Below are 17225 nucleotides of genomic sequence, written 5' to 3' on the forward strand. Positions count from 1 at the left end.
GAACCTGTAGTCACATCCTCCGCGCCCGCGACGCCCTCTCAGTCAGCGGCTCCCAAAAGTGTGCGCGGTAACCTGATCAAGGAGATTGGCCAGGCTGCTGGCTTCACGTCCGTCGACGGCACGACTAAGGCGGCAGAATTCGCTCTCACTGCCATTGACCCGGTCGAATGCACTGAACCTTATGCTCGGCCAGCAAAGAACGGACACTACTTGGCGGCCACAGTGACCTTGGAAACTTTCCCCGCGCTGGCAGACGACATGATCATGATGCAGTCCCCGAACTGGAAGTTCATCGCAGCAAATGGAACTACGTTCAACGCCGACCTCGGGGGCAACTCCTATGGGTGCCTGCCGGAGGCTGAGATGATCCCGGCCCGCGTCGGTCCGGGCGAGAAAGTAACAGGAAAGCTCGTCTTCGATGTTCCCGCTACCGCCGGCATTCTTGCTTACGGCACCGGCGGGCGGACGCAATGGGAGTGGGTTATCCCCGCCAAGTAGTGAAGCACTTCGCGACGCCGAGGTTCCAACAAGTTGGTGACGGATCCGGCCCACTGGAGGTGAAAGGCAGGGAATGTGTCATCCCCTTGGGTGAGAATGATCGCGACTGTAATCATCGTGATTCCGAGCGCCCGGGCGCGCAGGTGGCGAGGTTCTGCAGCCTGCCGCTCCGATACCGAGTTACTCATGAACAAGCCCGAGAAGGAAACTCCTTCCCATGCCGGGTCTAAGCGGTCTAGCAAAAAGGTTATGACCGATGAGCGATCAAAGGTGCTATGGCGACCGGGCGGGAATGAACGGCGCAGGAGGTCTATTCCCCACCCATCATGGCCTTTCCAGAAAACTGACGGGCAGTGAAAGCCCTTCCGTGGATCTGTTTGACAGCCGGAAATGACAACCAGTTCTCCCCGTGTCGGACGGTTATGGAATTCAAGTCCCCGCTGAGCCACTTCAGAATCTTCATGACATGCTGGTCAGTCAGCTCCAATCCATTGCCAACCTGAATGTCCACGCGTTCCGCCTTCACGCCTCGGGCCCTGACGTGGATCGAGATGTTGAACGATGGATGTGACTCCTGCAACTCCGCAATAGCTCGGGTAGGAACGTGACGATCAGCGAGGCAGTGTCGTAATATGCGGTGGCCGTTTGACGTCGCAACGGGACGTGATCAGCAAGAAGTGGCACCGTTACGGGCGGGCGCAGCCGTTTACGTGCCAGTGTTGCCACTCGCGCCCGCCAGGCCAGCACAAACTTGACGAACGTACCCACATGGCCGAGGAGCTTTGCGAAAGGGTCAATGCCTTCGATAAGCCCAGGCCCACCCGAAGCTGCTCCTATAGGCACTACCGTTGCTTCCGCGTTCTTCGCGCCGAGTTTGCCGAGGAAGGTCCCGACAGCGTTTGACACCGGCGAAACGTCGGGCTGAATCAGGAGCGAAATCGATCTGCGCTGGACGTGGTAGCCAACCACATCCCGAGGTAAGTCCTCGTAGTCAGGCCAAATCCTTCTGAGAATGTCTATGCTGCCTGCAAGGCGCTGGCGCCAAAGCTCGGGGTCGGCCCTGAATTGCTGCGCCGCTGGGTTGTCCAGGCCCAAGTTGATGCCGGCGAGAAGTCCGGACCAAGCAGTGATGAGTTGGAGGAAATCAAGCGGCTCCGGGCTGAAGTGCGGGACTTGAAGGGGTCCAACGAGATCCTCAAACAGGCTTCGATTTTCTTCGCGAGGGAGCTCGACCCTCGCCGCCGCTGATCTGTTGATTCATCGACAAAATGCGCGCTGTTGGTTGTGCGGTCGAGTCGATCTGTGCCGTCCTGCGGGAGCAGGGCGTGCAGGTCGCCGCACGAACCTACCGCGCGTGGAAGAAACGCCTGCCGGCCCTGCGCACCATCGAAGACGCACGCGTCACCGACGCGCTGCGCAGCTTGAAAGTCCCCGATGCGAAGGGACGCCCCCGGCCCGAGATCATCTACGGGCGGCGGAAAATGACGGAGTGGCTTCGCCGTAACGGCTTCCCCGAAGCTTCCAAACACGCCGTGGACCGGCTCATGCGCGAAGAGGGCATGAACGGCCTCGTCCGAGGCCGCAAGATCCGCACCCCAATCCCTGGCAAGGACGGCCGCCGCGCCGGCGACCTGCTGAACCGGGACTTCACCTCCCCGGCCCCGAACCAGATCTGGGTGACTGATTTCACCTACGTGCCGGTCTACTCCGGATTCGTCTACGTTGCCTTGGTCATCGACCTGTATTCCCGCTCAATCGTGGGGTGGGAGACGTCCACGATCAAGGACACGGCGTTCGTCGAGCATTGCCTGCGGATGGCGCTGTGGCGGCGCCAACACACCGGCCGGTCCGTGCTGGCGGGACTGATCCACCATTCCGATGCCGGCTCTCAGGCCGTATTCAACCGGTCGAAGCAACACCTGATCATGGAGGTGTTGGATGCGGTCGAAAAATCGTCAGAAGCAGGTCCGGGCATATCGAGGGCAGATCCCTTCGCCGGGTCGGCCCTCGGTGGCGTGGCGTGAGGACCGGGTGCGGTTCTGGGTGGCCATCGCCTCGGGTGTGAAGACTCGGGATGCCGGCGTTGCGGCGGGCGTGTCAGAGCCCGTCGCACATCGCTGGTTCCTGCACGCTGGCGGAGTGAATCCTCAGCTGACCCCGAAACTGTCCGGGCGGTACCTTTCCTCGAGCAACCGGGAGGACATTGCGCTGTGGCGGGCGCAGGGCTGCGGTGTGCGGGAAATAGCTCGTCGGCTGGGCCGAAGCCCGTCTACGATCTCGCGGGAGCTGCGCCGAAACGCGTCGACGAGAACGTATCGGTTGGACTACAAGGCGTCAACGGCGCAGTGGCACGCCGAACGACGCGCCCGCCGAGGGGGATCTGATTATTGGTCTCAACCGGTCAGCGATCGCGACTTTGGTCGACCGTACGACGCGTTTCGCCATGCTCGTGCATCTGCCTCGGCAGACGGGATACGGGCTGATCAAGCCGGTAAAGAATGGGCCTGCATTAGCTGGCTATGGGGCGGTCACGATGAAGGACGCCCTCGTCCGGATCTTCGATGCGCTCCCGGTGGACCTACGCCGCTCGCTGACCTGGGACCGCGGGAAGGAGATGTCAGCGCACGCGCTTCTAACGCAGGAAATCGGATTGCCGGTTTACTTTGCCGATGCGAAAAGCCCTTGGCAGCGCGGAAGCAACGAACACCTAAACGGGCTGCTCCGGCAGTACTTTCCGAAAGGCACTGACATCTCACGCTGGAGCCTGCCCGAAATCCAAGCCGTCGCCGACACCATCAACAACCGGCCGCGCCGCATCCTGAAATGGCGTACTCCAGCGGAGGCCTTCGCAGACCGGCTAAAATCACTGCAACAAGGAGCTGTTGCTTCGACCGGTTGAATACGGCCAGTACACCTCCATCCGCTACACCGACACACTGGCCCTGGAAGCACTCCAGCCCTCCATTGGCAGCGTGGGCGACGCCTATGACAACGCAGCCGCCGAGACCGTGATGGGGCTCTTCAAGAACGAGGCCGTCGCAAAGGATTCACCCTTCCGCAGCGGGGCGTTGAAGACCGAAACCGACGTCATGGAGATCGTCTTCGAGTGGGTCCACTGGTACAACAACGAACGCCTGCATTCCGCCCTGGATCACCAGACGCCAGAGGAATATGAGCAAACATATTATGATCTACAAACCGGCCCGTTACCCGACGATGTCGCCAACAAACAGGCGGCATGATTCCCGGGACGGTTCATACTGCTGATGCATTTTTTGGGGGCGCCATGCTGAATTACTTCCGTGAAACACAAGAGGCGCGAACAGCTACTCCCGGGCGGCGTATCTACAACTATGCTTCTACTGGGGTGATCCTTGTAGTCATGGCATTGGTTTTTGCGGGCCTCGTACCTCTGTGGATTTTCTGGATCGCCTTCCCGGTGTCTCTCGTTTTGGACGCCTTCTTGACCAGAAAGTGGATCAGAGAAGATGCGCTCAGAGATTACCGAGCCGGCCAGCCGCAGTAGGCGTCCCGCTGCCTGCGCCGTCGTTGGAGTACGGGACCGGCGAAAGTAGTAGCTCCCTGGGTTGAGGGCTGCTTAACCGCTTTGTTGAGTCATCGTGTGGGCGAGACGATAGGAGTCGGTGCCGGTCTCGATGATGGCGCCGTTGAATGTCAGCCGGTCCACGATCGCGGCACAGAGCCGTGGGTCGGTGAAGGTTCTTGTCCAGCCGGAGAAGGATTCGTTGGTGGCTTGTTTGGTGTGGACATAGCCCAACCGTATGCGGGCATTGGCTTAGCTACATGGCTTGCAGCCTGTCGTCCTCCGGGAGAGCTCTAGAACCAGGCCCTAATAACAGGAAGCATCCTGCAGGCTTCTATTCAGGGCCAAAGCGCATTTATGAATAGTCTGGCACCGGCGACCGTAAGTAGGCCTGCCTGTATCTTGCCGGGCCGTCACGAGTTTTGCCCTGGCTGCGCAGCTGCCGGGCGGCCTCTGTCTTAAACAGAGTCATTGTCCCAGGGTACCGGCCGAGTCGCGCGCATGCTGTCACCTTCAACTTCTAAGCCGCGGTTGCGACGATGGTTGGAAACTCACTCGGCCTTTAGCCTCTGCCATAGTAATCAGCCCCGCCGGCGTACTCGGTGTGGCCGGACTCGACGTCGGCAGTCACCATTCCAGCGACTATCTCGGCGAATTCTTCCGCAGAGTACAGCTTTCCGGCCTCCTTGCGGCGGGCTTCTATGGCGCCAGGGGCGGAACGCTCAAGCAGAAGGGTCATTATGGTGCCTTCAATCACATCTCCGGAGACGACCACCACAGTGATTCCTTTTTCCATCAACGTGGGGATCAGCTGCCTCAAAGCATCTTCACCGGCGCGTTTACTGAGGGCGACACGCTCGTAATCCGGCGTGGTGGGGACTGTGTTGATGAAATGCGCTTGGTGACTGGTCACGTACACCACGCGCGATCCTTCTCTCATTAGAGGCACCGCAGCGTTGAGCATGCTGATCTGGGCGTCGCGGTTGAGTTTGAGCGCGTAGTCTTCGCCGACGCCCGGTTCCATTCCCCCCGAGGCGTTTAGTACCAAGATGTCCAAGGAACCAAAATTGTCTATTGCGGCGCTGGTCAGTTCTTGGATACCTTCCTGGGTGGTGAGGTCGGCACCAACTGCTACGGCCCGACCGCCGACGGCCTCGATGCCTTGAACGACACTGCCGGCGCGGGGTGCCTTCTGTCGGTAATTGACCACGACGGCCGCGCCTTTACGAGCCAGGTTTTTTGCTACGTCCGCACCGATGCCGCGGGAGGATCCGGTGACTATGGCGGTTTTGTTATCCAGCTGTCCCATAAGCTCACTTTGCTTCCGATTGGGTCTTAGACGTTTGTGGTGCTTGTTGCAGTGGTCGTGTGTGTTTCTTCGCGGCGTAACGAGGTCGTCGGCACGGGAGCGCAGGACGCGGATTGCTCGGCCTGCTTTTAGTTCGGTCGACTGTGGTTTGAGGCGGCTGGTGCTTCGCGGGGTGGCTTTGCGGGCCAAAGCATATAGGTGACAGGTACTATCGGCGCGACGGCAGCTACTACCGCCAGTCGCCAGATCCAGTCGACGAGAGTACCGGCGGATGCAGGTCCTCCAACCAGTGAAATGCACAGCAGGAGGACAGCGATGGACAAAGCACACGCTAGCCACCACAGTCCGGTCTCGCGCCACTCGCGAAGGACCTTGTCCGCTCCGTAAAGACGGGCTTTCTTTGGGCGGTCCTCCCCGTATCTTGCCGCAAACCGCTGGTCTGCCCAGCCCACCAATCGCCGCCCGTACACTACGGAGAATCCGAGGTAGATGGCACCAAGACCGTGAGTCCAATGTGGTTCGGCTCCTGCGCGCAGGTCAACCACGATGAACATGAGAAGGGCCACATCGATGATCGGTGAGCACGCCAGCAGTATCGCGCCGAGTGTACGCCGCTGTAGAGCGTATCGGGCTGCGAGCCCTAGGACAATGACCAGCCAGAAGGCGACTTCGGCAGCGATTATGGCGAACAGCATTATGCAGGACCTATCGACGTAGAATACTAGTTTCGTTCAGCGGTTGGGGTGGGTGCAGATCCTTTTAAGTTTACGCGAGCTACCTCCGACAATATGGTCGGCAGAGACGTCATTGCCCCAGGGGAATCCATGCCTGTGCTTGCAGCGGGCTTGGTCACGGTACCCAGGACAAAGAACCCGCTGTCTTTCAACCTTTTGATGTTCTCCTGCACGATGGGGTTTCTTGTGGCTTGTCCCGGCAGGGAAGGGGCTATGACGACGGGACATTCGGCACTTTGCACTATGGAAAGCAGCAGGCTGTCAGCAATCCCGCTGGCGAGCTTGGAGACACAGTTGAGCGTTGCAGGCATGACCACAATTGTGTCCGCCCATTGGGCTGCGTCCTGGTGCGGAACGGTGGTAGCCGACTCTGGCCAATCCGGGCCCAGTACAGGATTAACACTGATCAGCGTCAAAAAATCTGCGGAGACAAACTTCTTAGCGCTGTGGCTGATCACGACGCGCACATCAACTTCGGGGTACCAAGTTTTTATTGCCGATATCCACTGTGGCAAGTGCGCAGCTCCAATGGATCCCGTTGCTGCTATAAGAAGCCGATTGCGCGGTAGCCGTAGTTCTATCGGTCGTTTCTCAACTTCGTTCACAGCACTCCATTCCCGGTAAATCAACGCTGAACCGCAAGCTAGTGTTCCTCCCGTAACGCGTCCATGGGTTCCAAGCGAGAAGCTCTCGCTGCGGGAAGGGCTGCAGCCAAAACGGTGGCTAGCATGACACCTATGATGATGGACGCGATGCCTCCCACATTGAACTGAAAGAGTACTAACCCGGGAAGGCTTAACGCGGCTGCTTCCAAGAGAAGGGGCCCCCCTGTCATTCCAGCGAGAACGCCCACTCCAACAGCCAGGACGCTCCCGAGAAGTCCCAGAACTGATGCCTCCAGAGCCACCGAAGTGAACACTTGAGCTTTGGACAGTCCAAGCGCCCGGAAGAGGCCGATGCTCCTGGTTCGCTCTTGAACTGACATGAGCAGGGTATTTACGATGCCGAACATCGCAGCCCCAATGGCGACCGACGCGAGAAGGTTAAGGAGCAACAGGACTCCGTTCATGATGGAACGGTAGTCGCCGACCGTCTGCGCAGCTGTCGCTGCCGAGAATCCCTCCGCGCGCAGTGCCTCTACCGTCTCGCTGACGTCGTCACTAACTACCAGGGCATATGGATACCAGAGTGCTGAATGGGATTGCGCTCCGTTCGCAGAAAAATCCTGCAGGAGCCTGTCGAAGGACTCGTTACCGAACGGCAGATTGCCACCAATGAGCGATCGCTCCTGAACACCGCTTACCCGGGCGCGGATTTCGTGAATGGTTCCGGTGACGTCCAGAACACCTACTAGGACAGGTTGACCCACGGCTGCTGCGGCGTCCTCGAATCCCAAGGGCTCGACGGCGTATGAAGGGAGGATGAGCTCAGGTTCGCTACCGGGACGGTCGTCGAGTTGCTCTCCAGCAAGTAGGCTGACCTTCTTTTCCGGCCAATAGCCGTTGTATACGAAGCGGTAGCGGTCCCCGTTAATTTTTTGAATGTACTGCGGGTTAGTTTGGGTTGTCGTTATCACCCTAGCGTCGCCGACGGCGGACCTGATCTTGGCGATATCGTCTTCGCTGAGTATCCCCGCGCTAGTGCCGGCGACCGCTGAAGTTAGGTCCGGATCGTATTTGTCGAGGCGTTCACTCAGAAGTGCTGTAGAAGCCGATGCTGTGACATGTACAGTGTTTTCTGCTCCGAGTGACGAAGTCTGTGTCTCCAAGTAGCTGTTGACTCCCGCGCCCAGGCCGCTCGTTACCGTGAACGTGAAGGCGCCGATGAACACGGCGACGACGGTCAGCAGAGCGCGGCCCTTACGGCGTACTGCATTTTTTAGCGAATACTTTACGAGGTCTATCGGGTTCACTGCGCTGCCTTTTGTGCCGCTAGTTGGGCCGGTTGGTTGAGTATCCCGTCCGAAATGGCTATTTCGCGGCTGCATCTGGATGCCAGTTCATGACTGTGAGTCACTATTACGAGGGCGGCGTCGTCCTGTTCGTTAAGTTCGAAGAGAAGGTCAGAAACTAGAGCACCGTTTTTGCTGTCCAGGCTTCCGGTTGGCTCATCTGCGAAGATAACGGCTGGTTTGTTTATCATTGCCCGGGCAATAGCGACTCGTTGTTTTTGCCCGCCGGATAGACCGGCTACTCGATCATCGATGCGATCGGCGAGACCCAAGCGGTCCAAAGCCTCGAGAACACGTTTCCGTCGGTTCTTGACCTTGGCGATCATGAGAGGCATTTCCACGTTCTCCTGGACGGTGGAGTTGGCCTCCAGGAAAAAGCTTTGGAACACGAAGCCGAAGTCCTTATTTCGTATTCTGTTACGCTCCGTCTGCTTGAGTTTGCCGAAATTCTCTCCTCGATATATGACTTCGCCGCTGTCGGGTGTATCTAAACCGCCAAGCATGTGAAGCAAGGTCGACTTACCAGATCCGCTTGCACCAACAATGGCTAACGTTTCACGTTCGGCAATATTTAGACTTACACCCTTCAGCGCGTGGAAGGCGGCGCTTCCCACACCGAAGGTCTTGCGAAGGTTATGTACGGACAAAACGTCAGGTTGCATCTTGTGAACCAAACCCTTCATATGAGCCTTACGGGCCAGGCGGGTCAGACCCGGTCCCGGAGCTGGACTATGTTTCAGCGTACTTCACGGTATTGAGTCACGGTAATCTCCCCCTCTACGACGTGTTGAACAGCGAGAAGTAAATCAGTGTTCGCGAGAGGTCTTTGAGATTTCGATGCTTTGGGTATTTCGATGTCGGGTTCAACGCCGTGATTTTCTATACGTGCCTGCCCATGTGAGCTACTAAGTTCAAATTCGGGCACTGTCATCAGTAGTCCACCGCCCAGCTTGTGTGTTCGCATAAATCCCGTCCCTGCTCCGAAACTTCGAGATCCGACGAGGGTGACAAATGGTGACTGCGAAAGTAACGCAGCAAGATTTTCTCCACCTGAGCCAGTGCGCTCATTTAGGAGGACGATTCCCCTGGACGGACCGCCCAGCAGTGCATTCTGCTCTTTGCCACGTTCCATGATTGCCCGTCGCCGGAAGAGGTTCTGCAAGATGGCGGAGAGGTAGTCCGCGAACGGCCCTCCAGTATTGAAGCGCAGGTCGAGAATCAGCGTGCTTCTTTCACTCCAGCCCCGGCAAAGTTGTTCAACAGCTTGGACGCCGGCGGCGGCCACATCGGGCAAGTGAAGGTACTGCGCCGTGCCTTGCGTTGCTGCGGAAACAAGTTCGCTGCACTCCTCAATCTCGTCGTTGTACCACTGGTTTGACTCGGAGGCGTGGGAAAAAGACACCTCCTTGCTGCCCTCCCCAGGAATGACAAGCGTGACGGTCCCTGGACCTGGCCCGGGCAAGACCACTGAGTAGGGATCAACCCCTGCGGGAACCACTGCACCGTTTACAGCGGATATCTGGACGGGAGGGTGCACGGTAGCGTCAGTAAGAGCCCCCTGTGTCACCCATCGTCGAGAACCGTCGAAGAAGCTCACGCAATCTATTGTGCGGTCATCGATGAAGTTGGAAGCAGCAGGGCTCTGGTCCAGTATCGCGGTGTGCGACAGACCGAGCTCACCTAGTAATTGACGTAGCACCTTAGCCAGATCGGGCAGTGTCTTACTCCGGGCGACACTCGATTGATATCTTTTCATTGCCGCTGGACCAGGCCACTCCTTGTCAGCTCCGTGCAATGCGTAGCAACGGGCGATATGAATGACCTCGTCCAGGAGTCCTTGCTTATCCCTTTGGGTGCCCCAGGCGGGTACGTCGGCCTTGAGTCTTACGGGACTACGCCCGAGTACCGCTGTCTCGTTCTCATGTGCGAAAGCAATTGTTGATGCGTCTCCCAGAAACTTTTCGCCCTTATGGAAGGGCTGTTCCCGGTGAGGCCACACCATGTGCACTGCTGAACGAGTCACCGCTGCGATTCCACCGCGAGTTCGAGTCAGCGACAAGACACCTGTAAGGCGGCGAGCAAGGACCCGTACGTCTGGGGAGAGCAAACACTGGCCCGAAGAGGTGCTGAGCTGTACAGCGCATAGAACCGGTTCGGACAGAGAGGGGGCAGCTGTTCCGGAAATTGGGCTTGTCGGACGCGCCAGGAAGTACAGTTCGTTTCCCGCCGGCGCGATTATCGGGCCTTGTAGAATCTGGCCGGCGGGATTGATCACCCCGCGTTCGTCTGTGGCTGGATTGACCACGACAATCTTTTTTGATGAGTAATTGTCTTGCTTGACCCAGGCAACATAGGGGTGGGCGGGATCGGCGTGGAGGTCCGTGATCCGTAGAGCTGCTCCGCGGTCAAGTACTTTGAATCCACCGCTGACGTGATTGCCGCTTAACTCAAGGCTGAGTACTTCTGACAACGATGTGGCTATGGCGAGACCTCCCGAGTGTGACGCAAGTGCTTCAATACGGAAGTCCATAGGATCGGGGGGATTAAGGAGGCTGCGAGTGATGGCGGCAGGGTCCCACAGGTGCAGCTGGCTGGCCATGTCAGTACTTGTGGCGATATGGATGCGCCCATCCGCTGCCCAGCTATAGGCCTGAACGTGGCCATATTTCTGAGGAAAGCTATGTATGAATGTGCCGTTTGGTTCATGGAAGTCCAGGCGCCCGCTTCGTAGCACTCCTATATTGCCGGTGCTCTCGCAGGCTTTCACCAAGTCTGCACATTTAGGTACGACCCGGATCTCTGGCGCCGAAGCTGTGGGTGAAGGCGGAAGCCATACGTCTATGGGCCGTACTTGGCCGCTGGCCACCTCGATGATCCACACGACTCCTTCAGATTCAAAAACCAGCCTTTGAGGGCCACCTTTCAGATCACGAACTCCCCGTAGCCTGAAGTCCGTGTGCTTCGTGACGGCGGTGGAGTCCATCGATCGGGAGTAGACATTGGTGTATCCATCCGGGTCGTCCACGTACCAGATTCGACCGGCCAGAGCGACCGCGGAGGAGGGGTTGCCGCTACCGGTTGTCAGCTGTGTCAGATGACCTGGACTGGTACCTGCCCAAAGGGCGCCCGAGGCGCCACCTCGGTAGCCGCTGAATTCAGCGGGAAGAACGCTGGTGGCCGAACATACGAGTAACCCTTCAGCGCAACTAATTGACGTGACTGGTGCCCATTTGGAGTCTGTTCGTAGTCCTGTCGCCACATCCAGCTCGAACGCGCTTTTGGCTGCAAGCCCTGGAATGGGCTCGAAGGTCAGTAACAGTGTCGTTCTTGAAACCCATCCGGCTATGTGTATTGGCCGACTCTGGGAATGGACGACTTTCGCCTCACCCGTCCAGTTTTGTTTGAGTACTAGCTGGTGGGCCCCGCCGCCGTGGGTAGTCGCGACCAAGGCTGGGGACAAGCTACTGCTCAGCAGGGCCGTGACCTCGCTCCCACCAAAATCGATGGGTTGCGCTTCGCCGCCCTCAGGGGAGACACCCCAGGCGTCCCCTCCGGACAGGAACGCCAGCCCCGACGGACCCAGCGATGGTGTAGTGCAGTATGGTGCTTCCGTCGGAACGACGGAGCCGGAGCCTTCACGTGTTCCTAGGGCGTGTGGCCACCCGTTTGTTGGGATGCTCAAAGTCATTCCTGATGCCGTCTACTCTGTTCCTCAAGCAGGAGCTGGGCTTGACGTCGTTACGGGTCAAGCCCAGCTCCCTCTTTGCGTGCTTTAGCAGCTGAAGCTGGTGAAGCTCGCCATCACAAGATCGGAAGCCACCTCAACCGTTTCAATTTCGTGAATTTCGTTGATGTCCATGTTTGCATACCCCCCTTCTGAGTCATCGGAAATTTACTTGTTGTGTACCGCTGGGACCGTGAGCCGATAATGCTTCGCTACCTCCCATGAGATGACAACAAAATGAGCATAATAGATGGTTTGGATAAATGCGAGGATTGATGCCAGAGTGTCAAAATTGTTATCAATGCATTTCTATTGGTGCGCACGACAATTTACCCATGAGATCTCTAGTCACGGGCAGCATTAACTGTTTATCATCAATCAGCAGGTGTTTCCTGACCTGGCTTCAATTCAGGTATGTGATAACTCGCCTTAGGATATCGCGCCTTAGACGAGCGCCCATTACCAGGACTTGGGCACCCGGTCGGAATTGAGGATCCGATGCAGGGATTTTGCGCTTTTTCGGCGGTCTTCCTCGTTGAAATGAGAGACTGGCAGAACCTTTCCTGCCGCAATCTGCGCTCGGTACTCGTGTTCCAATATGCTGCCTATCACCAGCACTTCAAATTTCCCATCGACATACAGGTGGTCGCGGAGAATTCCCTCGATGGTGATAAATCCGGTAGTCATCATGCCGAGCACGTGGTGATTGTAGCCGGCCGTTCGAAACTCCAGTCGATGTGCTCGCATTTGGTCAAAGAGGAAGGCTAGGACCTGTTCCAGCGACAATGCACCGTATCCAGTGCCCACATGCTCGGGCGCGAGGGCGATTCCGACAAGGAAATTCCCGTCGTAACTCAATTTTGACCAGCTCACAACACCGACAATTTCATTGTTGTCAGTTTCCACAATTCTCGCGTCGCGCCCTTCAGCAACGGACGGTGCCAACTCGTCGACAGTCGGATTATGAGTGACACCGCTGGCGAATGTCCCTACCCTGCCATCAAACCACTGCGTGATATGCGTGAGGTCACCGTTCTTGAACGGCCGCAACCTGACATGGGATTCAGTCATTGGGAGTACCTTTTTCAAACTCGTAAGCGGTTGTTGTGCTTTTATGAGTGCCTTGTGTACTGCGGACGGCCGACCCGCCGCAGTCAGTTCTGTCATCGTGTCCCGCTTTGGGCCACTGGGATTGGCGCAAGAAAGGGTATCGGTTCATGTCTCCCGCGGTTGGCTTGGTCTAGCGCGAAAATAGCGCCGGCTAGTCCTTCTTCGAGGTCACAAGAAAATCTGAGCTGCAATTTTCCGGGGAACGACACCCGCCCGTCGATGAGCATGAACCGCTGACGCAGTGCGGCTACGTTGCGTTCGAGCAACTGGTCGGCGGTATCCTCTATCAGCCGGCCGCCGTTGAGGTAGGCCACGGCGCCACTTCGTCCCGAGAACAATCCTTGGGTCGCCCATAGACCATCAAGGCATGTGGCGTCTGTCCTCTGAAGTAGCGCCTCTATGTCGTCCGACGGGCGATGTCGGTGTAGCGACTGAAGGGCAACGCCTACCCCTAGAGAACCTCCTGCCAGGCTTGGCAGGAGTTTTCCATTGCCGGCATCGAGGAGGACGATGCCTCCATCGACCTCTCTCAAGACCTTCACGTCCTCGTTTATCAGCATGGATGCGAGGTCCAGCCAGACCTCATCTGCTGTTTGTTCGAACAGGCGAATGAGGAAGAGGGCAATGCCGCTGCAGCCAAACATAAGCCCGTGGCTTATGAGGGGACCATGTTGTACTCTCTTGGAAATTTTGAGTCCCATGGCCACGGCACTGTCGCTGTCCCCCAGCCGCAAGCAGGAGAGTCCAATGCCGGACAGTCCTGCGTAGAGGTCCGGATTGTTAAGCCCGTGAGCCTGGGACACCGAACGTTGAAGAAGGCTGGTGGCGGCGGAAGTTCGGCCGAAGTCGTTTAAGACAAGGGCGGCGCCGGAATAGCCCGAGAATAAACCCGGAACTCGTCGATCAGAATTGACAGAGGTTTTTTCTAGCCAGTCGATGAGGGGTTCGAGTTTTGTCTGTGGGACACGCCCGTTGAGCAACCATACTGCTCCAGCGGCTCCCTTTCCGAGACTCCAGGGCAGCCCGCCAGGCGTGACGGGCAGCAGCCAGTTCGGGTTTGACGGGTCGGCATGCTCCAGAATTGCGGTCCGTGCTCCGGTGAGGAGATCCTCGACTGAAAGGTCATCAGGTAAAAGCGCTATTTTTTCCCGGACTTTTGGTCCGGGTGTTGAGCCGGCGGAATGGGCGCTGACGAGGTTTGAAAGGGGTTCGAAGGTCGCAGAACCGAGGCTGAAGCGATCCGTGGCCCCCAGAATGTCCCTCTGCAAGGTTTGAGATGAGAACTCCCAGATCGCGTTGTTGGCGGTGAGGAACCACAGGTGCACCAAGGCCAGACGGACTCGATCGGCCGCGGCGCCCGTTGTGCCGTACGTGCCGAAGCCTTGGACGTATGGAAACGCTACGATGTTGTCCTCGTTTGCGGAGACTACGCTTTCAAAATCGACCAGTTTCACAGCGTCGTCGTTTTGGATAAGCAGGTTTGCCGGGTGAAGGTCTCCGTACACGAGGTCCCTTGCGTGAAAGGCATCGAGAATCTCGCTGAGGCGGAGAATTATCTGCTGCACACGGTTGGCGTAAGCCTCGTAGTCTTTGCTCGACGGATTCGGTTTCGAAGCGGGGTGGGTTGCAGCGACCCATTCAATGGCTCGGCTGCCGGGCAGGAACTGTTCCACAAGGAATACACGGTCAGGGAAATCGTGCCACCCGAGGAGTTTGGGGATACCGGCTACATCGTCCAACTGCTCGAGCGCCCAGCGCTCCTGCTGGACTCGTTCTGCCCCGTCGGATCCGTCCGCAGTGAGCCCGGTGAGCTTCCGGCCTTCCTTGAGGATTACCGGGCCGCCGTCTTTTGCGGTGGCACGATACACTCCTCCGGCGTTGGAGTAGTGGAGGGATTTGAACTCGCTGTAAGGGAGTACCCGGTCGGCAGCGCGCTCGGCCCGGGCGGCTAGTTCCTTCTCGACTGCAAGCGGCGCTTGGACGCCTTCAGGCAGACGAAATCTGAGTTCTCTGCGGTCTTGGACCAGTGCACCTTGTGCGGTTCGTAGTGCGTAGGCGTCATATCCGTCGGGCAGACCGACGACCTGGCGGGTAAACGCCCCGTACCGGACGTGGACCGGGGATTCCGCGATCTGCAGATCGGTCAAAATTGTTGGCGCCTTCATGTCCCTGAGTTTGCCGACCAGGATCTCGATAATGTGGTCGGCGTCTTGAGGGCCGTTTGGGTAGATCGTTATGAGTTTTCCGCTGCTGGAACGGTCCGCGTACTTCGCATTCATGCTCACGAACACGTCATCCGAGGGCATGTACTTGAAGGGCAAGTTGCGTTCTAAGCATTCTTCGGTGACCAACCGGGAGATCTGGTCGGCGTTCCCCCTGGACGCGGAGACATGAACTTTCCAGCCTTGTTCCGGGATGGAGTTGTTAGCAGGTTCAGCGACAACCCACGGCGAGGTGGTGGTGTGTTTCCTTGCCCATCCTGGCGGGAGGGAGCGCCGGTGAATGAAGTATGAGTCGTGCTCGTTAACTCGGAAGCGCGGTGGTGCGAAGTAAGCCGTGTCCATCTGCATGTGCAGCAGCAGGTCGTTCATCAATTGGCCCCGATTACGGTCGTGCTCATCTGCCTCAGCTTCGATGTTGAGAGGAAAACTGTCAGGGTGACCAGGGCTAGCATCCAGGCAGTGCTGTAGGCCGCATCCCAGGTGTGCGAGACCGTCAGGGACTTTCCGCCTGAGAGCGCGTCCCGGAGGAGATTCAGCACGGTGGAGACTGGGTTGTAATGAACAATGGGCTGCAGCCAGTCAGGAAGCGCTTCTTGGGTCACCATCATGGTGGACAGAAAAGCGGGAGGTGTCGTGAGGAGTACGGCGACTTGTGCGGCGGATTCTGTACTGGACACTAATAACCCGACGGCTATCCCTATCAGGGTCGAAGTGATTGACAGCATCAGAATGATTACCACCGACAGTAATGCCTGCCCGGGGCTGGCGTGAGGGCGCCAGCCGAGAATGACCCCAGTGATGATGAGAAAGCCGGTTGCTAGGACCGTGATCACGCACTCTGAGACGGCACGTCCTAGGAAATAGCTTGACAGTGATATCGGGAGCACTCGATAGCGCTGGAGGGTGCCGGATTGTCGGGCGAATGCCACCGACGCCGCTGTGGTTGCAGATAAAAGAAGTACCGACTGGAGAACCACCCCAGGCAGTAAGAACTCCAGGTAGCTTTGGCCCGGGACTTCTATTGATCCGCCGAGGAGAACAACGAGGAACAGCAGGATAAGAACGGGTTGCACTGAAGCCAAGGCGAGACGCTCAGGGGAACGACGGAGAACTTGCAGGTCGGCTTTAGCGAACGCTAATCCGTCGTGGGCAACAACGGCCGCTGCCGATAACGGCCGGTTTTGGGTGAGCTCATGCACTGCGCTTACTTTCTTCTTCTTCGCTGAGGGTGAGAAAAACTTGATCGAGGGACGGGGCTTCAAGACGCAGTGACTGAAATTCAACACCGAGTTCCGTGGCCGCCTGCAACACTAGGTTCATCGTCGTGGTCGTGGCGTCCGTAACCTGTACTTCTGATCCAAGGACTTGAACGTGACTGTCGGACACCCCTTTCGTAATAAGCGCGTCCCGAAATCCAAACAGCTCAGATGGTTGGGCGGATCCTGTGAGGGTGCGTGTTCCTATGAGTGACCGCATGATATCGAGGGATCCCTCGGCGATGATGCGTCCTGATCGTAGGAACACTGCCCTGTCGGCGAGCACGGAAGCTTCTTCAAGGTGATGGGTGGTTAACAGCACCGCAGTTCCTGAGTAGACCAAATCGCGCAGTAGAGTCCACAACACGTCCCGAGCCCCGACGTCTACTCCGTTAGTCGGCTCATCCAGGAGTATCAGTTCAGGTTCGGCTGCCAGCGACGCGGCAAGGTCGAGTTTGCGTTTCATCCCGCCCGAAAGCCGGGCGTTAGGGATGTCGGCAGATGAGCCTAGGTTGAACGCGTCCAGCAGGTAGCGTACCCGTTTTGCACGAGTGCGCCTGGGAATGTGGGTAAGTGCGCAGGACAGTTCTAAGGTTTCACGAGCCGTGAGCCGGGGCTCAAGTGTCAGCTCTTGTCGTGCAACTCCAAGTTTCTGCCGTGCCAGTCGTCCGCCGGCTGGTGAGAATATGTCTTGGCCGCCCACTCGCACTATTCCGGTATCGGGAAAGTGCAGCCCGGCAGCCACTTGAACGAAAGTGCTCTTCCCTGCTCCGTTGGGGCCTAGCATTACCAGTATCTCACCCGCTTTTACGCTGAGACTGACGTCATACAGAACTTGATTGCGGCCGATGGAGGCATCGATATTGTGGGCTTCCAA

General features: G+C 57.8%; 14 protein-coding genes and 2 pseudogenes. 6 read left to right on the forward strand and 10 right to left on the reverse strand.

From position 1 onward, the window contains the following. Positions 1–222 precede the first annotated feature (222 nt). From J7I79_RS08900 to J7I79_RS08925, 6 genes and pseudogenes are all read left to right on the forward strand, one after another. Positions 223–498, forward strand: a complete 276-nt coding sequence (locus J7I79_RS08900) for a DUF4352 domain-containing protein (RefSeq protein WP_214952377.1) — start codon at positions 223–225, stop codon at positions 496–498. A 1035-nt stretch (positions 499–1533) separates the two neighbouring features. Beyond that, entirely contained in the window at positions 1534–1746 is a 213-nt protein-coding gene (locus J7I79_RS24940; protein WP_396020182.1) for a transposase, read from the forward strand. Positions 1747–1766: 20 nt separating this feature from the next. Then, positions 1767–2522 (forward strand): DDE-type integrase/transposase/recombinase, encoded by a 756-nt coding sequence (locus tag J7I79_RS08910; RefSeq protein WP_214952381.1) that lies wholly within the window; start codon positions 1767–1769, stop codon positions 2520–2522. Continuing rightward, a pseudogene (locus J7I79_RS08915) lies at positions 2437–3397 on the forward strand (IS30 family transposase). The gene J7I79_RS08910 and the pseudogene J7I79_RS08915 overlap by 86 nt, the downstream one beginning before the upstream one ends. After that, positions 3381–3740 carry an integrase core domain-containing protein gene (locus J7I79_RS08920; protein WP_214952383.1) on the forward strand — a complete coding sequence of 120 codons (360 nt, stop codon included), beginning with the start codon at positions 3381–3383 and terminating at the stop codon, positions 3738–3740. The pseudogene J7I79_RS08915 and the gene J7I79_RS08920 overlap by 17 nt, the downstream one beginning before the upstream one ends. Next, positions 3737–4024, forward strand: coding sequence for a hypothetical protein (locus J7I79_RS08925; RefSeq protein ID WP_214952385.1), 288 nt, complete (start codon positions 3737–3739; stop codon positions 4022–4024). Before J7I79_RS08920 ends, J7I79_RS08925 begins: the two co-directional genes overlap by 4 nt. A 72-nt stretch (positions 4025–4096) precedes the next feature. On the opposite strand, the pseudogene J7I79_RS08930 reads toward J7I79_RS08925, so the two are convergent. From J7I79_RS08930 to J7I79_RS08975, 10 genes and pseudogenes are all read right to left on the reverse strand, one after another. Then, positions 4097–4252, reverse strand: a pseudogene (locus J7I79_RS08930) (ATP-binding protein); the annotation flags it as partial. A 352-nt stretch (positions 4253–4604) separates the two neighbouring features. Then, positions 4605–5351, reverse strand: a complete 747-nt coding sequence (locus J7I79_RS08935) for an SDR family oxidoreductase (RefSeq protein ID WP_214952387.1) — start codon at positions 5349–5351, stop codon at positions 4605–4607. 721 nt (positions 5352–6072) lie between these two features. Continuing rightward, positions 6073–6690 (reverse strand): flavoprotein, encoded by a 618-nt coding sequence (locus tag J7I79_RS08940; RefSeq protein WP_214952388.1) that lies wholly within the window; start codon positions 6688–6690, stop codon positions 6073–6075. A gap of 38 nt (positions 6691–6728) precedes the next feature. Then, on the reverse strand, positions 6729–7997 hold the full coding sequence (locus J7I79_RS08945) for an ABC transporter permease (RefSeq protein ID WP_214952390.1): 1269 nt from the start codon (positions 7995–7997) through the stop codon (positions 6729–6731). Next, positions 7994–8650, reverse strand: coding sequence for an ABC transporter ATP-binding protein (locus tag J7I79_RS08950; RefSeq protein WP_311380551.1), 657 nt, complete (start codon positions 8648–8650; stop codon positions 7994–7996). The genes J7I79_RS08945 and J7I79_RS08950 overlap by 4 nt, the downstream gene beginning before the upstream one ends. A 122-nt stretch (positions 8651–8772) precedes the next feature. Next, the gene (locus J7I79_RS08955; RefSeq protein WP_311380553.1) at positions 8773–10803 is read right to left on the reverse strand and encodes a S41 family peptidase; all 2031 of its coding nucleotides are present in this window, start codon (positions 10801–10803) and stop codon (positions 8773–8775) included. A gap of 1416 nt (positions 10804–12219) precedes the next feature. Continuing rightward, positions 12220–12831 (reverse strand): GNAT family N-acetyltransferase, encoded by a 612-nt coding sequence (locus tag J7I79_RS08960; protein WP_214952397.1) that lies wholly within the window; start codon positions 12829–12831, stop codon positions 12220–12222. Between the two features lie 92 nt (positions 12832–12923). Further along, positions 12924–15461, reverse strand: coding sequence for a class III lanthionine synthetase LanKC (lanKC, locus tag J7I79_RS08965; RefSeq protein ID WP_214952399.1), 2538 nt, complete (start codon positions 15459–15461; stop codon positions 12924–12926). Further along, entirely contained in the window at positions 15461–16291 is an 831-nt protein-coding gene (locus J7I79_RS08970; RefSeq protein ID WP_214952401.1) for an ABC transporter permease, read from the reverse strand. Before J7I79_RS08970 ends, lanKC begins: the two co-directional genes overlap by 1 nt. Further along, entirely contained in the window at positions 16284–17225 is a 942-nt protein-coding gene (locus tag J7I79_RS08975; protein WP_214952403.1) for an ABC transporter ATP-binding protein, read from the reverse strand. The genes J7I79_RS08970 and J7I79_RS08975 overlap by 8 nt, the downstream gene beginning before the upstream one ends.

The organism is Arthrobacter sp. ISL-69 (assembly GCF_018613775.1).
Classification (GTDB): Bacteria; Actinomycetota; Actinomycetes; order Actinomycetales; family Micrococcaceae; genus Arthrobacter.

What these genes read in the sequence shown, in the direction of transcription:
- J7I79_RS08910 (WP_214952381.1), top strand. Translation starts at nt 1,767, where the DNA reads ATGCGCGCTGTTGGTTGTGCGGTCGAGTCGATCTGTGCCGTCCTGCGG.
- J7I79_RS08925 (WP_214952385.1), top strand. Translation starts at nt 3,737, where the DNA reads ATGATTCCCGGGACGGTTCATACTGCTGATGCATTTTTTGGGGGCGCC.
- J7I79_RS08935 (WP_214952387.1), bottom strand. Translation starts at nt 5,351, where the DNA reads ATGGGACAGCTGGATAACAAAACCGCCATAGTCACCGGATCCTCCCGC.
- J7I79_RS08960 (WP_214952397.1), bottom strand. Translation starts at nt 12,831, where the DNA reads ATGACTGAATCCCATGTCAGGTTGCGGCCGTTCAAGAACGGTGACCTC.
- lanKC (WP_214952399.1), bottom strand. Translation starts at nt 15,461, where the DNA reads ATGAACGACCTGCTGCTGCACATGCAGATGGACACGGCTTACTTCGCA.